This is a genomic window from Xanthomonas sp. LMG 12462, assembly GCF_009192885.1.
GTDB classification, from domain to species: domain Bacteria; phylum Pseudomonadota; class Gammaproteobacteria; order Xanthomonadales; family Xanthomonadaceae; genus Xanthomonas_A; species Xanthomonas_A sontii.
In genome coordinates this window covers 16280-37841 of record NZ_NMPP01000057.1, presented here as the reverse complement: position 1 = coordinate 37841, position 21562 = coordinate 16280, and the positions used below count along the sequence as shown (strand labels likewise).

Annotated in this window: 18 protein-coding genes; 8 read left to right on the top strand and 10 right to left on the bottom strand. The window is 70.1% G+C overall.

The features are described from left to right. Positions 1-154 precede the first annotated feature (154 nt). Positions 155-859 (top strand): glutathione S-transferase, encoded by a 705-nt coding sequence (locus CEK69_RS14215; RefSeq protein WP_150409759.1) that lies wholly within the window; start codon positions 155-157, stop codon positions 857-859. Between the two features lie 221 nt (positions 860-1080). On the opposite strand, the gene CEK69_RS14210 is transcribed toward CEK69_RS14215, so the two are convergent. The 5 genes from CEK69_RS14210 to CEK69_RS14190 all read right to left on the bottom strand — a co-directional run bounded on the left by CEK69_RS14210 (position 1081) and on the right by CEK69_RS14190 (position 6052). Next, positions 1081-1914 carry a DUF3014 domain-containing protein gene (locus CEK69_RS14210; RefSeq protein WP_152246266.1) on the bottom strand — a complete coding sequence of 278 codons (834 nt, stop codon included), beginning with the start codon at positions 1912-1914 and terminating at the stop codon, positions 1081-1083. A 139-nt stretch (positions 1915-2053) separates the two neighbouring features. Then, complete coding sequence (locus CEK69_RS14205) at positions 2054-3259, bottom strand: lysozyme inhibitor LprI family protein (RefSeq protein WP_226975170.1); 1206 nt, start codon at positions 3257-3259, stop codon at positions 2054-2056. Between the two features lie 54 nt (positions 3260-3313). Then, positions 3314-4912 carry a hypothetical protein gene (locus CEK69_RS14200; protein ID WP_152246264.1) on the bottom strand — a complete coding sequence of 533 codons (1599 nt, stop codon included), beginning with the start codon at positions 4910-4912 and terminating at the stop codon, positions 3314-3316. A 106-nt stretch (positions 4913-5018) separates the two neighbouring features. Continuing rightward, on the bottom strand, positions 5019-5471 hold the full coding sequence (locus CEK69_RS14195) for a GNAT family N-acetyltransferase (RefSeq protein WP_226975169.1): 453 nt from the start codon (positions 5469-5471) through the stop codon (positions 5019-5021). 101 nt (positions 5472-5572) lie between these two features. After that, positions 5573-6052, bottom strand: a complete 480-nt coding sequence (locus tag CEK69_RS14190) for a DUF3574 domain-containing protein (RefSeq protein WP_010344366.1) — start codon at positions 6050-6052, stop codon at positions 5573-5575. 243 nt (positions 6053-6295) lie between these two features. Between CEK69_RS14190 and CEK69_RS14185 the strand changes: the two genes are divergently transcribed. The 5 genes from CEK69_RS14185 (at position 6296) to CEK69_RS14165 (ending at position 15355) form a co-directional block, all read left to right on the top strand. Then, the gene (locus CEK69_RS14185) at positions 6296-8734 is read left to right on the top strand and encodes a TonB-dependent receptor (RefSeq protein ID WP_152246260.1); all 2439 of its coding nucleotides are present in this window, start codon (positions 6296-6298) and stop codon (positions 8732-8734) included. Between the two features lie 329 nt (positions 8735-9063). Next, a complete protein-coding gene (gene otsB / locus CEK69_RS14180; RefSeq protein ID WP_152182409.1) occupies positions 9064-9816 on the top strand; it encodes a trehalose-phosphatase in 753 nt (250 codons plus the stop codon). A gap of 76 nt (positions 9817-9892) precedes the next feature. Beyond that, a complete protein-coding gene (locus CEK69_RS14175) occupies positions 9893-11674 on the top strand; it encodes a glycoside hydrolase family 15 protein (RefSeq protein ID WP_152237168.1) in 1782 nt (593 codons plus the stop codon). After that, positions 11671-13041: an alpha,alpha-trehalose-phosphate synthase (UDP-forming) gene (gene otsA / locus CEK69_RS14170; protein WP_017916188.1), complete on the top strand. Its 1371-nt coding sequence runs from the start codon at positions 11671-11673 to the stop codon at positions 13039-13041. The genes CEK69_RS14175 and otsA overlap by 4 nt, the downstream gene beginning before the upstream one ends. Positions 13042-13501: 460 nt before the next feature. Next, entirely contained in the window at positions 13502-15355 is a 1854-nt protein-coding gene (locus CEK69_RS14165; RefSeq protein ID WP_152246258.1) for a methyl-accepting chemotaxis protein, read from the top strand. Positions 15356-15391: 36 nt separating this feature from the next. Here CEK69_RS14165 and CEK69_RS14160 read toward each other — a convergent pair whose 3' ends face one another. The 5 genes from CEK69_RS14160 to rluD form a co-directional block, all read right to left on the bottom strand. Beyond that, complete coding sequence (locus tag CEK69_RS14160; RefSeq protein ID WP_152246256.1) at positions 15392-16144, bottom strand: hypothetical protein; 753 nt, start codon at positions 16142-16144, stop codon at positions 15392-15394. Positions 16145-16393: 249 nt separating this feature from the next. Next, entirely contained in the window at positions 16394-16786 is a 393-nt protein-coding gene (locus CEK69_RS14155; protein WP_051064839.1) for a thiol-disulfide oxidoreductase DCC family protein, read from the bottom strand. Positions 16787-16823: 37 nt separating this feature from the next. Then, positions 16824-17366: a DUF4166 domain-containing protein gene (locus tag CEK69_RS14150; RefSeq protein ID WP_152246254.1), complete on the bottom strand. Its 543-nt coding sequence runs from the start codon at positions 17364-17366 to the stop codon at positions 16824-16826. Next, positions 17351-18124 carry a peptidoglycan editing factor PgeF gene (gene pgeF, locus CEK69_RS14145; protein WP_152246252.1) on the bottom strand — a complete coding sequence of 258 codons (774 nt, stop codon included), beginning with the start codon at positions 18122-18124 and terminating at the stop codon, positions 17351-17353. Before pgeF ends, CEK69_RS14150 begins: the two co-directional genes overlap by 16 nt. Positions 18125-18236: 112 nt before the next feature. Further along, complete coding sequence (gene rluD, locus CEK69_RS14140) at positions 18237-19244, bottom strand: 23S rRNA pseudouridine(1911/1915/1917) synthase RluD (protein ID WP_043091751.1); 1008 nt, start codon at positions 19242-19244, stop codon at positions 18237-18239. Between the two features lie 116 nt (positions 19245-19360). Here rluD and CEK69_RS14135 point away from each other — a divergent pair, with 116 nt between their 5' ends. Beyond that, a complete protein-coding gene (locus tag CEK69_RS14135; RefSeq protein WP_017910377.1) occupies positions 19361-20236 on the top strand; it encodes an outer membrane protein assembly factor BamD in 876 nt (291 codons plus the stop codon). Positions 20237-20571: 335 nt separating this feature from the next. Further along, a complete protein-coding gene (locus CEK69_RS14130) occupies positions 20572-21522 on the top strand; it encodes a hypothetical protein (RefSeq protein WP_152246250.1) in 951 nt (316 codons plus the stop codon). The last annotated feature ends 40 nt before the right edge of the window (positions 21523-21562 follow it).

The window sequence follows — 21562 nt, the reverse complement described above, 5'->3', positions numbered from 1 at the left end:
CCTGTTTCAAGGCCGTCCGCGACGTCTGTATACACCTCGCGGCACGGCGGCGACGCGACGTGACGTCCGCCGCACTCCGGCACCGGGCAGTCACACGCCGCTACCGCAACGGCGGCTACCCTCGGCGCTCCCGTCCCCACGCACAGGCCCCGCCATGCACTACGAGCTGTACTACTGGACCGGCATCCAGGGCCGCGGCGAGTTCGTGCGGCTGGCGCTGGAGGATGCCGGCGCCGGCTATCGCGATGTCGCCCGCGAGCAGGGCGATGCGGCGATGCAGCCCTTCCTCGACGGCGCCCATGCCGGCGCGCGGCCGTTCGCGCCGCCGTTCCTCAAGGCCGGCCGGCTGGTGATCGCCCAGGTCGCCAACATCCTGCACTACCTCGGCCCGCCGCTGGGCCTGGTGCCGGACAGCGAATCGCGGCGACTGCAGGCCCTGCAATTGCAGTTGACCATCGCCGACCTGGTTGCCGAGGTCCACGACAGCCACCACCCCATCGCCAGCGCGCTGTACTACGAGGATCAGAAGGCCGAAGCGCGACGCCGCGCCGAAGACCTGCGCAAGCAGCGGCTGCCGAAGTTCCTTGGCTATTTCGAACAGGTGCTGGACCAGGGCGGCGGGCGCCACGTGCTGCGCGAGCATTCCTACGTGGACCTGTCGCTGTTCCAGCTGATGAGCGGGCTGGACTACGCCTTCCCGCAGGCAATGAAAAAACTCTCGCCGAAGCTGCCGCGGCTGCGCGCGCTGCAGCAGCGCGTCTGCGAGCGCCCGGGCATCGCCGCCTACCTGGCCTCGCCGCGGCGCCTGCCGTTCAACGAGAACGGCATCTTCCGGCATTACCCGGAATTGGATGGCTGAGCGAGGCTGGACGTCCGGCGTCGGTCTGCCACGTCCGGTGAAAGACCGCCGTCATGCCGTGGTGATCTATGGTGTAGCGCGTCGGGACTGAAGTCCCTCCCACAAGGGCGCTTCAGGCGTGGCCATAGGCGCTTTCCCGCATGAGCGGCTCGAGGTGGCCTCGGGCCGTTCCTGCCAAAAACAAAAAGCCCGCATGACGCGGCACGCGCCTCGCGCCTGGCTCAGGTCCGCGTCAGCGCTTCGCGCACCGCACGCAACTGCGCCTTGACCGCGGCGGCCTGGGTCGGGCCCATGCGCAACAGCGCCTTCTGGCCGATCGACAGCGATTCCAGCGCCGGATCCACGAAGCGGTACTTGCCGCGCACCGGATCCATCTCCACCGCGAGCGGCGCGGTCGGCGTCGGGGTCTGCAGCAGGTGGTCGATCACCTGCACCAAGCGATCGTTGAAGTAGCCCTGTGGATAGCCCAACTCCACATAAGCCTGCTGGAACAGCGGATAGAAGCGGCGATAGGCCGCAACCGCCGTGCCCGGATCGGCCCGGGTGAACGCCTCCACGTAGGGCGCGTAGCGCTGGGCATTGGTGTCGGCGATGACGCTGGCGCCGCTGGCATCGGTGCTCACCTGCAACTCGCCCGGCACCTGCTTGAGCGCCAGGGAGCGGGCCGTGACGCGGCGCTGGTTCAGGTTGTCGACCATGGTCACCAGGCGCTGGATCAGGTGGTCGCGCAACAGCAGCGCCAGCGGTGCGTCGCCGCCGGCCAGCGCGCTCAGTGCAGACCAGGCCGCATCGTCGCTGGCGGTCAGCGCCGGAATCGCCGCATCGGCGGCTTCCGCGGCATCGATCGGGTGCTGGATCGGCGGCGGCGTTGCCGCCGCGGCAGGCGCGTCAGGCGTTGTCGGCGCGGCCGCGGCGGGCGGCGGCGCGACCGCGGCAGGTGCGGGCGCAGCGGCGGGCCACGGCGCGGCGATGTTGTCGCGGAACAACCATGCCGCAGCGGCGGCCACCAGCACGGCGACCAGGATCCACGGCCAGAACGAGTGACGCGGCTGCATGGGATGCACATCTCCATCGGACAATGGAGGTGTGACCGCCGCGATGCGCACCGGTTCCAGCGCGGGACGGCCGGCGTTCAGCCTAGATGCACGCCTTGCGCGAGGCGCCAGCGCCCCACCAGCGCCGCGTACGCGACCATTACCCCTGCGGGCCTTCGGCAAAGGCGATGCGCGCACCGACCCAGGCTGCGACCAGCGCCGCCGCGACGCGGTCGGCCTGCGCCGCCGGCATTGCCTTGTGCGCGATCATCCATTGCGCCGCGGCAGCGCGCGCCGGCTGCAAGGCCGCCAGTGCCGCCTTGCGATCGGCCTGCGGCCACACGCTCGCGTCGTGCCACGCGGCGATGGCGGCGGCCGGATCGCCGGGCGGCTCGGCGCCCTTGGGTTGTTTCAGCAATAGCAGTGGCGACACCGTGGCCTGCAGCGACAGCACCCGCCATGCGGCGAAATCCGCGTAGCGCATGGTGCCCGCGTCGTCGGAGACGCGATCCACCAAGCTGCCGAATGCCTGCTGCAAGCGCATCCATGCGGGTTGATCGAACAGGCCGGGCAACGGCCGGCAGATCGGCGCGGAAAGATCGCGGCTGGAGCCATACAGCGGGCCCATGGCGTCGTAGGCGGCCTCGCCCTGCGCGGCGAACACGAAACAATGCACGTAGGGGCGCGGATTCGGCTGCGTGGCCGCATCCGGCGTATAGCCGCTGCGTTCGATCCATAGCCGCAACAGGGTCAGGTCGCGCGCTTCCCCGGCCTGTCGGCTGCTCGGCTCGGACGTGTCGAGCAGCCCGGCGGATACCCCGTCCTGCTGCCGCAGGGCGGTGCTAGCGGACGCGAACCGGGCACGCGCTTCGGCCGCCGCCACCCCGGCCGCCGGCACGAAGCGATGCAGGTACACCAGCCAGGCCGAGGCCAGACCACCATCGTAGGCGCGCAGCTGCGCCGCCGCCGCGGCAGGCGTGGTGGGAATGCTGGCGACGATGCGGTCGAAGCGCGCCGCCTGCGGCGCGAACTCGGCGTCCAGCGCGCGTACCCGCGCCTCCATCCGCTGTTTCAGGCAGGCCCCCGGATCGGTCTCGGCCAGGCAGCTCTGGCGCTGCGCCAGCCAGTCGCGCTGCGCGTTGCGCACGCCAGGCCGCTGCGCCGCGGGCACAACGTCGCGCAGCGCCGCATAGCGCAGGGCCAGCCATTCCTCCGTGGCGTCCAACCGCTTGTCCGTGCACAACAGTCGCTCCACCGCCGTGGTTGCCTTGCTGCAATCGAACGACACCGCGCCAGCCTTGGGCATCCAGCCCAGTGCCAGCAGCAGTGCCAGCGCACGCATGCGCAGGCCAGGGCAAGCGTTCATGCCATCCTCCTCTCGTGCATCGTTGCGATCCCGGCACCGCTTGTCGCGCCGCCGTCAGTCCACCAGCACCGCGCGCGGCTTCTGCAACGACAGCAGGCCGAGCAGCGCGGCCAGCACTAGGTAGCCGCCGACGAACTGCCAGGCGATCAGCTTGGGCACACCGCTCAGCGTCCATGGCAGGTACAGGCCGCCGCGCGGGTCCACCGAGTGGATCAGCCCGAACAGGGTCAGCCCGGCCGCCACCAGCAGGAACACGGCGGCACGCCGCAGGCGGCCGTCGACCATCGCCGCCACTGCGGCGATCCACAGCATCGCGGTGATGATGAAGCCGTTGCCCAGGGTCAGGATCACCGCCAGCTCCGGCAGGCCGTGGCCGTCGAGGGTGGTGGTGAGTTTGGCCAGCTGCTCCGGGGCGATCCAGCCCGGCGCCTTGATCGCCAGCAGGTACGCCACCGACGGCAGGAAGCCCAGCACCATCGCACCGGCGTGGCGCTTGGGCGTGGCCTGGAAGGCCTGGGTGGTGATGTCGATGGCGACGTAGACGATGATCGGCGCCAGCACCGCCATCGGCAGCCACTGCACCAGGCCGGCGACCAGCCCGAACATGCCGCCCAGGCCGATGAACAGCCCGGTGAGCAAGGTGTAGCCGCTGCGCGCGCCCATGTGCTTGTAGGCCGGCTGGCCGATGTACGGCGTGGTCTGGGCGACGCCGCCGCAGACACCGGCGATCAGGGTCGCGCCGGCCTCGACCAACAGGATGTCGCGGGTGCGGTAGTCGTCGCCGGCGGCACGCGCACTCTCGCTGACGTTGATGCCGCCGACCACCATCAGCAGGCCGAACGGCAGCAACAGCGGCAGCAGCGGCACCGTGTCGGCCAGGCCGGCGACGAACCCCAGGCTCGGCCACGGCAACACCAGCTGCGGCGCGCTCCATTGCGGCGCCTGGTGGCCGGGAATGCCGATCCCCGCGGCGTTGGCCCAGTAGTACAGGCCGGTACCCAACGCCAGCGCCAGCGGCACCCCAGGCAGGCGCCACGGCAACCGCCCCTTGGCGATCAGCACGTACAGCAGCAGGCCCAGCACCACCAGCCCGACCAGCGGCGTGCGCAGCGTCTCCAGCAGCGGCAGGAAGCCCATCAACACGATGGCGATGCCGGCGATGGAGCCGAGCAGCGCGGCGCGCGGCAAGGCGCGGGTGACCGCATCGCCGAAGAACGACAGCACCGTCTTCAGCGCGCCCATCACCACCAGCGACGCCATGCCCAGGTGCCAGGTGGCCAGCGCCGCGGCCTGCGGGTCCAGGCCCTGCTGCTTGTAGCGCACGAAGGCCGGGCCGAGCACCAGCAGCGCCATGCCGATGCTGGTCGGCGCATCCAGGCCCAGCGGCATCGCGGTGACGTCGCTGCGCCCGCTGCGCGCGGCCAGCCGCCGCGCCATCCAGGTGTAGAGCAGGTTGCCGACCAGCACGCCGAAGGCGGTGCCGGGAATCATCCGGGTGTAGATGACCTCGACGGGGAACTGGAACAGGCCGACCAGCGCCAGGGTGATAAAGCCGAGGATCGACAGGTTGTCGACCACCAGGCCGAAGAAGCCGTTGAGGTCGCCGGCGACGAACCAACGCGGACGCGGCGAGACAGGAGCGGGAGTGGACATGCGGGCAGTGGCGGCGTTGGGGGTCGAGGGATGGTAAGGGCAAGCGGCACCGTCGGATCGGTGCACGCGCAGGATGCCGTTTTCCGGCGACGGCGCGCCGCGGTAGCTACAGCGGCAGATGCAGGAACTGGTTGAACGCGCTCGGCACGTAGTCGCCGAACGCCGGCCCGTTGCGGAAGCCGCGCCGGCGATACAACGCCAGCGCCGGCGCGAACGCCGCGCCGCTGCCGGTTTCCAGGCTCAGCCGCTGCAGGCCTTCGGCGCGGGCGACCGCGATCAGATGGTCGAGCAGGGCCGCCGCCGCACCCTGGCGCAGGAACGCCGGATGCGTGCGCATCGACTTCAGTTCGCCACCGCCATCGTCCAGCGTCCGCAACGCACCGACCGCGGCCAGCGCCTCGTCGCGCCACACGCTCCACACCCGCACCTGCGGCTGCCGCAGACCGGACAGGCCCAACGCATACACGCAGCCCGGCGGCGACTGCGCATGCATCTGCTGCACGTGGTACTCCAGCAACCCACGCACCGCCGGATCGTCCAGATCACCAGGCCGAATCACGAACGGCCCCGCACTCACTGCAGCGGTCCGCTTTTGCGAATCCCCGCTTTCCACAGCCAAACGGCTGGTCATCCCCAATCCCGAATCCCGAATCCCGGCAATCAAAACGACACGTCCACCGCCTGCCGCGCCCACAGCACCGACTGGTGCCCGGTGGCCTGCTTCCACGCCAACCGGATCGCCTCGATGTCGGCGCGGCGCTGCGGGGTGTCCTCGTGCAGGATCACCAGCACCTTGGTGTTGAGCCGGTTCGGCTCCTTGGCACCGCGGAACAGCCACTGGCCGTAGGCGTCGAACACGGTCAGGCCGTCGGGAAAGCGCGGCGTCACTTCCTTGTCCAGGAACGCGCGCCAGCGCGCCTCGCTGATCGGCTCGGCCTGCGGACGGTCGGCCGGGCCGCTCTCCTCGCCCACGCCGAAGTACAGCTCGCTGCGCACCCAGCCGCTGGCCTGCGCCGGCCGCGCCGCATCGCCCTGCATGGTCGCGCTGACCTTGCTCGGCGCGGTGGGCGCAGACGGAGCGACGCTGGCGCAGGCGCTCAGGGCCAGGAGGACGGCGATCAACGGGGCACGCAAGAGCATCGGCAAGGTCTCGGTCGGAAGGGGCAGGCAACACACGATCGTAGGCCAGGTACGGACCGGGCCGGATAACCGCCGGGCATGAGCTCATGCCCGAGCGCACCGAACACACGGCTCGCACATCGCCTTAACGTCGGGCTAATATATCGCTTCATCCGGATGGATGCAGCAACCTTTGCCGACCCCAGTCGCCGCCATGGCCGGCGCGGCCGGTCTCGATGGTCATCGTTTCAGGAGAGAACCCCCATGTCGTCCCCGTTCGTCAGGCCGCTGAGCCTGGCCATCGCACTGGCCCTGGCGGCCCCCGCGTTCGCCCAGGAGGCCGCTCCGGCCACCGCGACCAATCTGGACACGGTGATCGTCACCGGCACCCGCGCCAGCGGCCGCACCGTGCTCGAATCCACCGCCCCGGTGGACGTGCTCAGCGCCGAGGACATCCGCAAGGCCGGCGTGGTCAACGGCGAACTCGGCAGCGCGCTGCAGGCGCTGCTGCCGTCCTTCAACTTCCCGCGCCAGTCCAACTCCGGCGGCGCCGACCACGTGCGCGCCGCACAGCTGCGCGGGCTCTCGCCCGACCAGGTGCTGGTGCTGGTCAACGGCAAGCGCCGCCACACCTCGGCGCTGGTCAACACCGACAGCAAGATCGGCAAGGGCACCACCCCGGTGGACTTCAACGCCATCCCGATCAGCGCGATCAAGCGCATCGAAGTGCTGCGCGACGGCGCCGGCGCGCAGTACGGCTCCGACGCGGTGGCCGGGGTGATCAACGTGATCCTGGACGACGACCCGGACAGCGGCGCGCTGGAAGCCAGCTACGGCGCCAACCACACCGACGTCAAGCCGATCCACCGCACCCTCACCGACGGCCAGACCGGCTATGCCAGCGGCAAGGTCGGCACACGCCTGGGCGAGGACGGCGGCTTCTTCAAGGTCGGCCTGGAACTGAAGAACCACGAGGCCACCAACCGCGCCGGCTTCGACCAGATCCCGCCGTTCGAGGAACAGACCCCGGCCAATCTGGCGCTGGCCGGCAAGCGCAACTATGAACTCGGCGACGGCGCCAGCAAGGATCTCAACGCCTGGATCAACGGCAAGCTGCCGTTCGGCCAGGGCAGCGAGGTCTATGCCTTCGGCACCTATAACCAGCGCGACACGCAGGGCGCCAACTACTTCCGCTACCCCGACGGCGCCGCCAACTGGACGCAGGTGTATCCGCAGGGCTACCGCCCGGTGTCGCTGGGCGAGAACCGCGACCTGCAGGCGGTGCTCGGCGCGCGCGGGCAATGGGGCGAATGGGCCTACGACGCCAGCCTCGACTACGGCCGCAACGACTTCACCTACCGGCTCAAGCATTCGCTCAACGCCTCGCTGGGCCCGGGCAGCCCGACCCGCTTCAAGACCGGCGACTACGCGTTCGAGCAAGGCGTGGCCAACCTCGACCTGAGCCGCAGCTTCGACGTCGCCGGCGCCACCCACACCGTGGGCACCGGCGTGGAGCTGCGCCGCGAGCACTACCGCACCCGTCCGGGCGACCCGGCCAGCTACGCCGCCGGCCCCTACACCGACCGCCCCACCGGCGCCCAGGCCGGCGGCGGCCTGACCCCGCAGGATGCGGCCGACCTGTCGCGCAACGTCGCCAGTCTCTACGCCAGCGTGTCCAGCCAGTTCGGCGACAATCTCTCCACCGACCTGGCCGCGCGCTACGAGCACTACCAGGACTTCGGCGGCGAACTGACCGGCAAGCTGGCCGCGCGCTACGAGTTCGTCCCGGCATTCGCCCTGCGCGGCGCGATCTCCAACAACTTCCGCGCGCCGTCGCTGAGCCAGATCGGCTACGAGGCCAGTTCCACCGGCTACAACGCCAACGGACAGTTGCTGCAGGGCCGCCTGCTCTCGGTCGACAACCCGATCGCGCAGGCGCTGGGCGCGCGCACGCTGCAGCCGGAGAAGTCGCGCAACTACAGCCTGGGCTTCACCAGCCGTGTCGGCAGCCACTTCGACCTGTCGCTGGACCTGTTCCAGATCGACATCGACAAGCGCATCGCGCTGTCGGAAAGCATCGACGGCGACGCCCTGACCGACTTCGTCGCGCAGCGCTTCGGCATCGCCGGCCTGCAGAGCGCCAGCTTCTTCGTCAACGCCGCCGACACCCGCACCCGCGGCGCCGAGCTGGTCAGCAACTGGCGGCAGGCGCTGGGCCAGGGCCAACTGCAGTTGACCGGCACCTGGAGCTACGCCAAGACCGAGCTGGAGAACGTGGTGGCCACGCCGGCGCAGTTGTTGGCGCTGAATCCGGACTACGTGCTGTTCGGCGTGGAAGAGCGCAACACCCTGACCGAAGCGACCCCGCGCACCCGCGCGCAGCTGGCGGCGAACTGGAGCGACGCGCGCTGGTCGCTGCAGACCCGCGTCACCCGCTACGGCAGCGCCACCCGCGTGTTCGACTTCGGCGGCGGCTTCGCCCCGGAGCAGACCTACAGCGCCAAGTGGCAACTCGACGCCGAGGTCGAATACCACCTCACCCCGCAGTGGAGCGTGGCGGTGGGCGGACAGAACCTCACCGACGCCTACGCCGACCGCTCCAAGCCGGACATCGCCTACTTCGGCAACCTGCCCTACGACGTGCTCTCGCCGATCGGCAGCAACGGCGCTTACTACTATGGGCGGGTGCGGTACACCTTCTGACGAAGGTGTGGGGAATGGGGACACGGGAATGGGGAATGGGGAAAAGCAACAGCCGTGCGCGCAAGCACCGCTTTTGCTCCTCCCATTCCCGTTTCTCGATTCCCGTTTCCCGGCCCAGACACCTTCTGACGAAGGTGTGGGGAATGGGGAGACGGGAATCGGGAATGGGAAGGAGCGGGGAATCGGGAATCGAGAAAAGGGAATCGGAAGAGCAGAAGAGCAAGAGCCTACCCGCACGGCTATTGCTTTTCCCCATTCCCGTTTCCCCATTCCCGATTCCCGGCCCCCAATCCACCTGACGCTAACGCCCGCTGCGCCATCATGCCGGGATGGCAGACGCGCTCCCCCTCCGACCGCCGCCGCCGCGTCTGGACGATGCCTGCGCATTGTTCCTGGACGTGGACGGCACTCTCATCGCCTTTGCCGAACGCCCCGACCAGGTGCAGTTGCTGCCCGAGGTACGTGAGGCGATCGGTCGCCTGCACCAGCGCCTCGGTGGCGCGGTGGCGCTGGTCAGCGGACGTCCGCTGACGCAGCTGGACGCCTTGTTCGCGCCGCTGTGGCTGCCCGCCGCCGGCCTGCACGGCCACGAACTGCGCAGCGACGCCGACGCGCAGGCGGCGATTCCCGCCGATACCTCCGACTTTCTCCATGCGCTGCATGCGCGCGCCGCGCATCTGCGCCAGGCGCATCCGGGCGTGCTGATCGAAGACAAGGGCGCCAGCGTGGCCCTGCACTGGCGGGCGGCGCCCAGCGCGGCCGAGGCGGTGCTGGCGTTCGCCGACGAACAGATCGCCGACCTGCCCGGTTACCGCCTGCAGCCCGGCGACCACGTGGTCGAGTTCGTGCCCGAAGGCAGCGACAAGGGCGTGGCGCTGACCACGCTGCTGCAGCAACCGCCGTTCCGCGGACGCCGCCCGGTGTTCGTCGGCGACGATCTCACCGACGAATTCGGCTTCGCCGCGGCCAACCAGGCCGGCGGCTGGAGCGTGCTGGTCGGCACCCGCGCCGACAGCGTCGCCACCTATGCGCTGCCCGATCCACGCGGCGTACACGCCTGGCTGCGCGATAACGCCGGATGAGGCCAGCGCAACGCCCGCCCGTCCGCGCCCCGTGGCCGCTTCCCCCACTGCTTCCGCACAAGGACCCGTCCGCTCCATGAGTTCCCCCAATCTCGACCTCGGCGTCATCGGCAACGGCAGCTTCGGCGCCCTGATCGACAAACGGGCCAGCGTGGTGTGGAGCTGCCTGCCGGCCTTCGACGGCGACCCGGCGTTCTGCGCCCTGCTCTCCCCGCGCGCGCATCCTGGCGGCGATTTCAGCATCGAGCTGGAAGACTTCGTCGACAGCGACCAGCACTACCTGGCCAACACCGCGATCCTGCGCACGGTGTTGCGCGACGCCCACGGCGGCGCGGTGGAGGTGATCGACTTCGCGCCGCGCTGGCGCAACCACGGCCGCTTCTATCGCCCGGTCAGCATCATCCGCCAGGTGCGGCCGCTGGCCGGCAACCCGCGCATCCGCGTGCTGGCCAGGCCGCTGGCCGACTGGGGCGCGCGCCAGCCGGAGAGCACCTGGGGCAGCAACCACGTGCGCTGGCTGCTGCCGGATTTCACCCTGCGCCTGACCACCGACGTGCCGGTGCGCTTCATCCGCGACGAACTGCCGTTCGTGCTCAACCACCCGGTCAACCTGATGCTGGGCGTGGACGAATCGCTGACCCGCTCGCTGACCGGCTACATCCAGGAAGCGCAGGAACGCACCGAGGAATACTGGCGCGAGTGGGTGCGCTACCTGTCGGTGCCGCTGGACTGGCAGGACGCGGTGATCCGCAGCGCGATCACCCTGAAGCTGTGCCAGTACGAGGACAGCGGCGCGATCATCGCGGCGATGACCACCTCCATCCCGGAAGCGCCGGACACCCCGCGCAACTGGGACTACCGTTACTGCTGGCTGCGCGACGCCGCCTTCGTGGTGCGCGCGCTGAACCGGCTCGGCGCCACCCGCACCATGGAGCAGTTCCTCGGCTACATCTTCAACATCGCCACCACCGACGGCAGCCTGCAGCCGCTGTACGGCATCGGCTTCGAGGCGGCGCTGGAGGAACACGAGGTCGAGTCGCTGGCCGGCTATCGCGGCATGGGCCCGGTGCGGCGCGGCAACCTGGCCTGGATCCAGAAGCAGCACGACGTGTACGGCAGCGTGGTACTCGCCTCCACCCAGCTGTTCTTCGACCTGCGCCTGAAGGATCCCGGCGACACCCACACGTTCCTGCGCCTGGAGCCGCTGGGCGAGCGCGCCTTCGAACTGCACGACGTGCCCGATGCCGGCCTGTGGGAGTTCCGCGGCCGCGCCGAGGTGCACACCTACACCAGCGCGATGTGCTGGGCCGCCTGCGACCGCCTGGCCAAGATCGCCGCGCGGCTGGGCCTGGAAGACCGCGTGGCGTACTGGCGCGAGCGCGCCGAGCGCATCCACGCACGCGTGCTGGCCGAGGCCTGGAGCACGGAGCTGGGCCACTTCACCGACACCTTCAACGGCCACCGGCTGGACGCCTCGCTGCTGTTGCTGGCCGACATCGGGTTCATCGCCCCGGACGATCCGCGTTTCATCGCCACGGTCGAGGCGATCGGCCGCGACCTGAAGCATGGCGATGCGCTGTACCGCTACGTGGCGCCGGACGATTTCGGCGAACCGGAGACCAGCTTCACCATCTGCACGTTCTGGTACATCGACGCCCTGGCCGCGATCGGGCGCAAGGAGGAGGCGCGCGAGCTGTTCGAGCGCATCCTCGCCCGGCGCAATCACCTGGGCCTGCTGTCGGAGGATCTGGCCTTCGACAACGGCGAAGCCTGGGGCAATTTCCCGCAGACCTATTCGCATGTCGGCCTGATCATCGCCGCCATGCGCTTGTCGCGCAGTTGGCAGGAGGCGTCATGAGCAGATTGGTAGTGGTATCCAACCGCGTGGCCTTGCCCGGCGAGAACCGCGCCGGCGGCCTCGCGGTGGGCTTGCTGGCGGCGCTGAAGGAGCGCGGCGGCGTGTGGTTCGGCTGGAGCGGCAAGACCGTGCGCGGCGACAGCGGCGCGATGCACGAACAGACCCAGGGCGATATCCGCTTCGTCACCATGGACCTGAATCGCGCCGACCTGGACGCGTACTACAACGGCTTCGCCAACCGCACATTGTGGCCGCTGCTGCACTTCCGCCTGGACCTGGTCGACTACGACCGCGCCACCCGCGAGGGCTACCGCCGGGTCAACGCCATGTTCGCCGACAAGCTCGCGCCGCTGCTGCGCGAGGACGACACGGTGTGGATCCACGACTATCACCTGATCCCGCTGGCCTCGCTGCTGCGCGAGCGCGGCATCGGCTGCCGCATCGGCTTCTTCCTGCACGTGCCGTTCCCCTCGGCCGACCTGATCCAGGCGCTGCCGGACCACGCGCGGCTGTTCTCCGGCTTCTACGCCTACGACCTGATCGGCTTCCAGACCCGCCGCGACGTCGACCGCTTCCAGGCCTACGTGCGCCTGTTCGGCGGCGGCAAGGTGATCAAGGACGGCGTGCTGGAAGCGCCGGGCGGGCGCCGGTTCCGCGCGGCCATGTTCCCGATCGGCATCGACACCGAACTGATCGCGCAGCAGGCGCGCGCGGCGATGTCCAAGCCGGCGGTGCGCGACCTGCGCAGCAGCCTGCGCGACCGCCAGCTGGCGATCGGCGTGGACCGGCTGGACTACTCCAAGGGTCTGCCGGAACGCTTCCTCGGCTTCGAGCGCTACCTGGAACGGCATGCCGACCAGCGCGGCAGCCTCACCTACCTGCAGATCGCGCCGGTCTCGCGCGGCGACGTCACCGAATACAAGCAGTTGCGCAACCAGCTCGAGCAGATCGCCGGGCACATCAACGGCGGCCACGCCGAGCCGGACTGGACGCCGCTGCGCTACGTCAACCGCAACTTCACCCATGCCACCCTGACCGGCTTCTATCGCGCCGCACAGGTCGGCCTGGTGACGCCGCTGCGCGACGGCATGAACCTGGTGGCCAAGGAGTACGTGGCCGCGCAGGATCCGGAGAATCCCGGCGTGCTGGTGCTGTCGCTGCTGGCCGGCGCCGCCGACGAACTGAAGGAAGCGCTGCTGGTCAATCCGCACGACCTGGACGGCGTCGCCGACGCCATCGCCACCGGCGCGTCGCTGCCCAAGGCCAAGCGCATCGAGCGCTGGCAGGCGATGATGGATCACCTGCGCAAGCACGACATCAACGCATGGCGCCAGCGCTATCTGCAGGCGCTGGAAAGCGTGCGCTAGCGGCGGCACACGCGTTGCACGACGCGGCGCGCAGCGCCTGCGCGCCGTGCGATCCTGCCTTGCAGGCCATGCGCCATCCGCCATGGCGCGGCATGACGCGGTGTTCCGTGTCCCGTCGCGGCCCGACTGCCTGCCTTGCCTAACATAGCCGCCACGCGCCGCGCCGGCTGATCTGCTTGCCGAGGCCACCGCAGCGCGATCGCTGCTTCGCGATGCACGTCGCGCTTGCGGCCGCCCGCGCCGCGTCCCAGGCGCGGCCCTGCGTCGATCGCCTGCTGCGCCGCAGCACATCATCACGCTTTCGGCGCTCTGCCTTGGGCGTTCAGTCCATATAAAGTTTCCGACGAACGGCAGGTGAAGGCGATCAAGCCGGCACGGTGATATGCCGATACTGGATCACCCCCCACGCGATCGCACCGCCCTCGCGGCGTTGCCCGTTGTTTCCCAGCCGGTGCAGACCATGCCCACGCCAACCGCCGTTCTCCGCCCCACCCCCTCCTGGCTACGCCCGCGTTCGGCGCTGCTTGCTGTCTCTCATGTCCTGGTCCTGCTGGCGCTGGCCGGCTATGCGTTGCACGTCGGCCGCACGGTGGGAGCCAACGGATCGGCATTGCCGCGTTTGCTGCCGGCGCTGCTGGTCGCCGTGGCCGCCGCCGCGGCACTGGTCTGGCTCGGCAGACGCAGCGCGCCACGCGCCCTGGAACACGCCACGCAGGCGCTGCAGGCACTGGGCGAAGGCCGCTTCGAGCAGCGTGTGGAGGTGCTCGGGGACACGGCCGAGGTGGCGCTGCTGCGTGCGCTGCAGAACGCGCAACAGGCGCTGGCGGCGCGCCAGGCGCAGACCGAGGCGGAACTGCGCCACGGCCGTTTCGTGATCCAGGCGCTGGACGATCTCGACACCATGGTGCGCATCGCCGACGACGATGGCCGCGTGCATTTCGCCAACCGCAAGCTGCTGCAGATGCTGCGCACCATCGAACCGGACGTGCAGCGCTTCCGCCCCGAATTCCGCGCCGAACAGTTCGTCGGCGGCAGCATCGGCGACATCTATCCGGACAGCCAGGCGGCGATCGATCGCATGCGCGCGCTGACCGGCTCCAAGCGCGTGCGTGCGCCGTTCTTCGGCCGCCAGATCGATTTCGTGTACAGCCCGATCGACGATGCCGACGGCCGCCGCCTGGGCACCATCGCGCAATGGGAAGAGGTGACCGCGCAGGTCAACGCCGAACAGGCGCTGGCCACGGTGATCGAGGCGGCCGCGCACGGCGATTTCAGCCAGCGCATCGAGACCGCGGCGATGGACGGCGTCCTCAAGTCGCTGGCCGAGGGCGTCAACCGCATCTCCGATGGGGTGGAGAGCAACCTGGCGCAACTGGCCGGGGCGCTGGCGGCGCTGGCCGAAGGCGACCTCACCCACCGCGTCGACGGCCAGGCGCAGGGCGTGTTCGCGCGCTTGCGCGAGGACACCAACCGCACCGTCGCCAAGCTCACCGAAATCATCGTCGGGATCCAGGAGTCGGCCGACACGATCCGCCGCGCCGCCTCGGAGATCGCCGCAGGCAATACCGACCTGTCCGACCGCACCGAACAGCAGGCGGCGAGCCTGGAGGAGACCGCCAGCTCGATGGAAGAGTTGACCTCGGCGGTGAAGCAGAACGCCGACAACGCGCAGCAGGCCAACGGCCTGGTGCAGAACACCGGCGAGGTCGCCCGTTCCGGCGGCCAGGTGATGGACGAGGTGGTGGCGACGATGCGCGCGATCAGCACGTCCTCGCAGCGCATCGGCGAGATCATCGGCGTGATCGACGGCATCGCCTTCCAGACCAACATCCTGGCGCTCAACGCCGCGGTGGAAGCGGCGCGCGCCGGCGAACAGGGCCGCGGGTTCGCCGTGGTCGCCTCGGAGGTGCGGTCGCTGGCGCAGCGCTCGGCCGATGCGGCCAAGGAGATCAAGGACCTGATCGAAGCGTCCACGCGCACCGTCGGCGAAGGCGCCGCGCTGGTCAACCGCGCCGGCGCCACCATGCACGAGATCGTCGGTTCGGTGCAGCGGGTGACCGGCCTGATCGGCGAGATCAGCGCCGCCAGCGGCGAGCAGTCCAGCGGCATCGAACAGGTCAACCGCACCGTGGCGCAACTGGACGAGGTGACCCAACGCAACGCCGCCCTGGTCGAGGAAGCCACCGCCGCCGCGCGCAGCATGGAGGAGCAGGCCGGCGGCCTGGCTGCGGCGGTCGCGGTGTTCCGGATCGAGACGGGACAAGGGCGGCCGGGCGGCAGCAATGTCACCCCACTGCTGCGCCGTACGTACTGAGGCGACGCACGCGACGACCTCCCGCCCCGTCCAGGATCAGGCAAAGCGCATGAATTGCTGGAGCAGGAACTGCAACTGGCTGGCGCGGGTGGGAAACTCGCTCTGAGGAAAGTACCCGGTGTCGGTATTGATCACCGTCACGACGTCATCGCCATTGGGCGCTTGCGAAACGAAGGATTGCTGGGCCTGCCCGAGCAACATCAATTGCCCCAGCACGTGCGGATAGTAATCGGCATAGAACCGCTCCACCGCCTCGCGCGTGGCGAAGGCATGACCGGCATGGGCCTTCCTGCTGGGGCCGGTCGCATCGACCACCTTCAACGGCTTGTACACGTTGCCGGTCTTTTGCTTGTCGCCGCCCCACACTGTTCCGGCCAAGGCGCCCTCGTTGACGAAGACGACGGCGTCGTTCAACTCCAGCGGCTGGGCGGTATTCTGCTGGATGATCTCGTCGGTGCGACGCGCGACCAGTTTCAGGCGTTCGATGCTGGCGGCGATGTCGGCCGCGCTTGCGCCGAGTTCGCGATACAGCGCCACATTCTGGATGTTCTGCGCGAAGGTGTCGTCCCGGTCCCAGTCGCCCACATAGAGCCCCACCACGCGCGTCGGCCTTTCGTAGATGGCGAAACCGGATCGGTGCAATGGACGCAAGCGGATGAACGGGCCCGTTCCGCTCATGTAGTAGGTACTGGGCAGCTGCTCGCCGACGAATCTGTAGTTCTTGATATCGATCGTGCCGAACACGCGATTGCTTGGATGGATCAGCCGCGCAGGCGTAGGACTGGGCATAGCGGAACTCCTCTCGGGCGGGTGTGGGAGCGTGGAAACGGGGGGCACCACGGTGCTATCTGCCAAGGAGGCTGACGGACGCCGCTGCCAGCGGCTTGCCAGCAGAAGCAGCAGAGGAATCTCCATCGTTGCCGGTCCGATCGCGTGGGTGGCCCGTCCGTCAAGAACGGCCACCGCAGGCACTTGTGAACCCGCGGCGATGGGCTCGCGCGAGGAAACAGCCGATCAGACGCGCCGCGCGCGTCGTGCTCACTCCAGAAAGCGCGAACGCTGTTGCGGCTCAGGCAGGAAACACTGCGCCGTGGTACCGAACCAGCGATGGCGGTTGCGCGCCAGCACCCGGTAGCCGGCATCGCGCCAGCGCCGCGGCAGCAGGCGCAGCCACGCGACGCTGCGCCACACCCCGCCAAGCCCGGCGATCACCGCGATCGCCGCGTCCGAATCGGTCAAGGCACCGTGCCGTGTCAGCAGCAGGAACGACAGCGGATCGGCCGGATCCAGGCCGTGCTCGCGCAACAGCGCGCTGCCGCGCGGCGACTGCATCGCCGCAAACCGGTAGCGGCCGCGGCGGTCATGGCGCAGCAGGAACCGCACCCAGCGGCTGCACAGCGCGCAGACCCCGTCGAACACGACGATGGCCATGTCCTCCGACGCCGCGGGCGCCGCACCCGGTGGCGGCTCAGGCCGGCGCAAGCCAGCCCTCGTAGCGGATGAACGGGCCGATCCACGGCAGGCTCACCGCGATCAAGAACGCGTAGCGGCCCTCGCGCTGGTCTTCGCGGCAGTGCACGCCGGCCAGCCAGCGCTGCGGCAGCGGCAGCACGCCGAAGGCCCAGGCGCGCGCCGCGCGCCATTCGATGCCGGCGCCGTCGATCCGCAGGGCGAATTCGAACACCACCGCACCCAGCCGCTCGCGCAGGCGGCCGCGGTGCAGCCACAGCCGCGAGGGCATGGCATGCGTGCCGAAGCGGCGTTCCCAGCGCTCGCCGTGGGCATCGGCGCGGAACACCACCTCCACCGGCGTCGCCGGCCCGGTGCGCGGCAACCGCACCAGCCACGCGCACAGCGGCAACAGCGGGTGGCGGCCGCGCTGGACCATCGCCTGACCGACATAGCGCGACTGCGACGAGGGCGTATGCAGTTCGCGCAGTACCGGCGGCAATTGCGCGAACGCCGGACCCAGCACCTGCGCGAACAGCGACGGGGTCAGGGCGCGATCCACGCCAGGGTCGCCATGCGCCCGCTGCGGCGGTCGCGCCGATAGGAGTAGAAGCGCTGCGCATCGGCGATGGTGCACAGGCCGCCACCGTGGATCCGGTCCGGCGCCAGGCCGGCCGCGACCAGGCGTTGCCGCGCCAGTGCGTACAGGTCCACCCGCCAGTGGCCGGGCCGGGTGTCCACGAATGCGGCCGCGGCGGCCGGATCGTGGCGCAGGAACGCCTCGCGCACCTCGACGCCTATCTCGTAGTGCTGCGGTCCGGCCGCCGGCCCCAGCCAGGCCTGCAGTTGCGCTGGCGCCGTGCGCAGCGCGGCGACGGTGGCCTCGAGCACGCCGCCAGCCAGCCCCTGCCAGCCGGCGTGCGCGGCGCCGACCTCGCTGCCGTCGCGGGCGGCGAACACCACCGGCAGGCAGTCGGCGGTCAGGATCGCCAGCACCACGCCCGGTTCGGCGGTGACCGCGGCATCGGCGGTCGGCTCGGCATCGATGCCGGCGCCCTGCGGCGGCCCGTCGAAACGCAGCACCTGCACGCCGTGCACCTGCCGCAGCCAATGCGGCGGCGTCGGCAGCGCCAGTCGCGCGGCCAACTCGTCGCGGTTGCGCTGCACCGTGGCCGGGTCGTCGCCGTCGGCAGCACTGCGATTGCCGAGGTTGAAGCGGTCGAACGGCGGCTGCGAGGCGCCGGCGCCAGTCCGCAGGGTGGTCAGGGCGTGGACCCGCGGCGGTGCCGGCCAATCGGCCGACAGGGCGAAGTCGCTCATCGGCAGAGCCCTCGCCCCACATCGGCCGACATGCCGCCAGCCTGGCGCCGCCGGCCGCCGCGCGAAACGCAGTCGCGCGCGAGGGCGTGGGAAACCGGGCTCCCGGCCATGCTCAGCGCCGCGCCCGCTCGGCGGCCGCCTGCGCATCCACGCGCAGGGCGGCCATCAGCTGCTGCAGGTCGGCCGGCACCGCCGCGGTGGCGCGGACCGGCTCGCCGCTTGAGGGATGCTTGAACTCCAGGGTCTCGGCGTGCAGCGCCTGGCGCTTGAAGCCGCGCAGTTCGGCGATCAGCTCCTCGCTGGCGCCCTTGGGCAGCTTCAGCGGACCACCGTACAGCGGGTCGCCGACGATGGGGTGCTTCAGGTGCGCCATGTGCACGCGGATCTGGTGGGTGCGGCCGGTCTCCAAGCGGCATTCCAGGGCCGTGTGGGCGCGGAAGCGCTCGCGCAGCCGGTAGTGGGTGACCGCGTCGCGGCCGTCCTCGCGCACCGCCATGCGCAGGCGGTCGCGCGGATGGCGGTCGATCGGCGCATTGGCGGTGCCGCCGGAGACCAGCGCCCCGACCACCACCGCCAGGTATTGCCGGTGCACGTCGCGCGCGGACAGCTGCGCCACCAGCGAGGTATGCGCCTGCAGGGTCCGCGCCACCACCATGGCGCCGCTGGTGTCCTTGTCCAGGCGGTGCACGATGCCGGCGCGCGGCAGCGCCGACAGCCCCGGGTCGCGGTACAGCAAGGCATTGACCAGGGTGCCGCTGGGGTTGCCGGCGCCCGGGTGCACCACCAGCCCGGCTGGCTTGTTCAGCACGATGACCTGGTCGTCCTCGTACAGCACCTCCAGCGGGATGTCCTCGGGCAGGGCGTGGGTCTGGGTGTCCAGCACCGCATGCAGGCTGGCGATCTCGCCGCCGCGCAGCGCATCGCGCGGCCGCGCCGGGGCGCCGTCGAGCAGGGCGTCGCCGGATTTGATCCATTCGGCCAGGCGCGAACGCGAGTATTCGGGGAACAGTTCGGCCAGCACCGCGTCGAAGCGGCGACCGGCGGCGTGATCGGGGACGCGCGCCTGGCGCGGGCCGTCGCTGACGGCGTCCTCGGGGAGATCCGGGGGGGTATGGGGCATGGCAGGGGCACGGCTTGGGTCGGAAAAAGGGGGTCGCGGCGGCCATAGTCAGTCGCAGGACAGGCCACTAGGCTATCATCGCCCCTTCGTATTCCTGCCCTGCCGCGCCCGAACCCATGATCCGACGCTCCGTCCCGCTGTCCGCGCACGTCCGTTTCATCGCCCTGCTGCTGGTCACGCTGGTCGTGGCGACGGGTTGCCACCGTCAGAAGAAGAACCCCGAAGAAGGCATGCCGGTCGAGCAGCTCTACCAGAAGGCGCATGCGCAGATGGAGAGCGGCAACTGGGCCGGCGCCGAGAGCAGCTTCAAGCGGCTGATCGCGCAGTACCCGTACGGCAACTACACCGAGCAGGCGATGATCGAAAGCGCCTACGCCCAGTACAAGGCCGGCAAGCACGACGACGCGGTGTCGACCATCGACCGCTTCATCCGCACCTACCCGACCCAGCGCAACATCGCCTACATGTACTACCTGCGCGGGTTGTCCAACTCCAACCGCGACACGGTGTTCCTGCGCCGGGTGTGGTCGCTGGACCCCAGCCGCCGCGACCTGTCCACGCCGCAGCAGGCCTACGCCGACTTCAACACCGTCGCCGAGCGCTACCCGAACAGCCGCTACGCCGCCGACGCGCGCGCGCGCATGATCGCCCTGCGCAACGTGTTCGCCCAGCACGAGCTGGACAACGCGCTGTACTACCTGCGCCGCGACGCCTGGGTGTCGGCCGCCTCGCGTGCCACCTACCTGCTCGAGACCTACCCGCAGAGCGCCTACCAGAACGACGCGGTGGCGGTGCTGGCCGATGCCTACACCCATCTGGGCAACAAGACCCTGGCCGCCGACGCGCGCCGCGTGCTCGAGCTCAACGACCCGCAGCATCCGTGGCTGACCGGCAACTGGCCGAAGTACCCGTGGATGATCCGCAAGCTCAACCCGTTCGCCGGCGAGAAGTCCGCCGCCACCGGACAGTCGAATTCGCAGATGCAGCGCTGATCCACCGCGCCGACACGATGCACACCGACAGGGGCCGCAAGGCCCCTGTCGCGTTTCCGGGCAGCGCCGATCGGCCCCCGTGGTCCACTCGGGCACCTGCGCGCGGCGGCTGCAGTCGGCCATGACGACACCAGCGGGCACCCAAGGCGAGGCGGGTGCGCGCGTCGCCAGGCAGCGCCAGTCCCGATCACTGGACGCCCAGCATGGCGCGCCTCCAGACCAATCCAGGCGGAGTGCGACCCGCACCGCAGTCCCGGGAATTGGCGCCGATGCCCGTGACCGGGCTTGCTAGGCTGGTCCCGTGCCCGCCCCGGGCCGCTTCCGCCGGGAACGCCATGTCTCTGTCCTTGCTGCGCCCGCTGCTGCGCCTGTTCGCGGCCCTCCTCGCCGTCGCTGCCGCCCCTGCCACCGCGGCACCGGCCATCGTGTACGGGGTGAACGGCCACGACGGCCGCCCGGCCTACCCGCTCAGCCAGAGCGAAGCGGTGTTCCGCCTGCTCGACCAGCGCAACCTGCGCAGCTACCGGTTCGACGTGGACCCGCGCAACTTCGCCGTGCTCGACCGGCTGGTGCAGCTCTCGCGCCAGTACAACATCGCGCTGCGGCCGATGGTGTACCCGATGTCGCGCGAGATCGGCTACGCGCTGGCGCGCCGCTATGCCAACGACATCAAGGTCTGGGAGATCGGCAACGAGCAGGACCTGGACCGTGCCGCCGCGCCGGCGCGGATCGCGGCGATGACCACGATGTACCGCGGCATGAAGCAGGCCTCCGACGAGGTGGGCGCCGGCCTGCAGTTCACCATCAACATCACCGCCTGCAACAGCGACGACCATTCGGCCAACGCGCGCTGCCCGGGCGACCGCAACGGCTCGCTGTGGTTCCTGGACCAGGCCAAGGCCGCCGGTTTCGACTTCGACCGGATCAGCTTCCACTACTACGCCTTCCACGGCGAGCGCGGCTACTGGATGGACCTGTATCTCGGACAGCTGCGCGCCGCCGCGCAGAAATACGGCACCAAGGTCTACGTCAACGAGCTCAACTGCGCCGAGATCTACACCGGCAACACCGATGGCGGCCATCCCGGCGACGGCGCCTGCTACGACAGCGTGGCGGACCTGCTGCAGACGCTGCGCAGCGACTATGCCGACGTGGTCGCCGAGATCAATCTCTACGAACTGCTCGACCAGCCGGACCAGCAGGGCGCGGAGGCGCATTTCGGCCTGATGTACGACCTGGGCCGGCCGAAACCGACGCTGGACCTGCTGACCGACGCCGCCCGCTGAGGCCGCGGCGTCTTCGCACGGCGTGGTCGCCGCCTGCGGC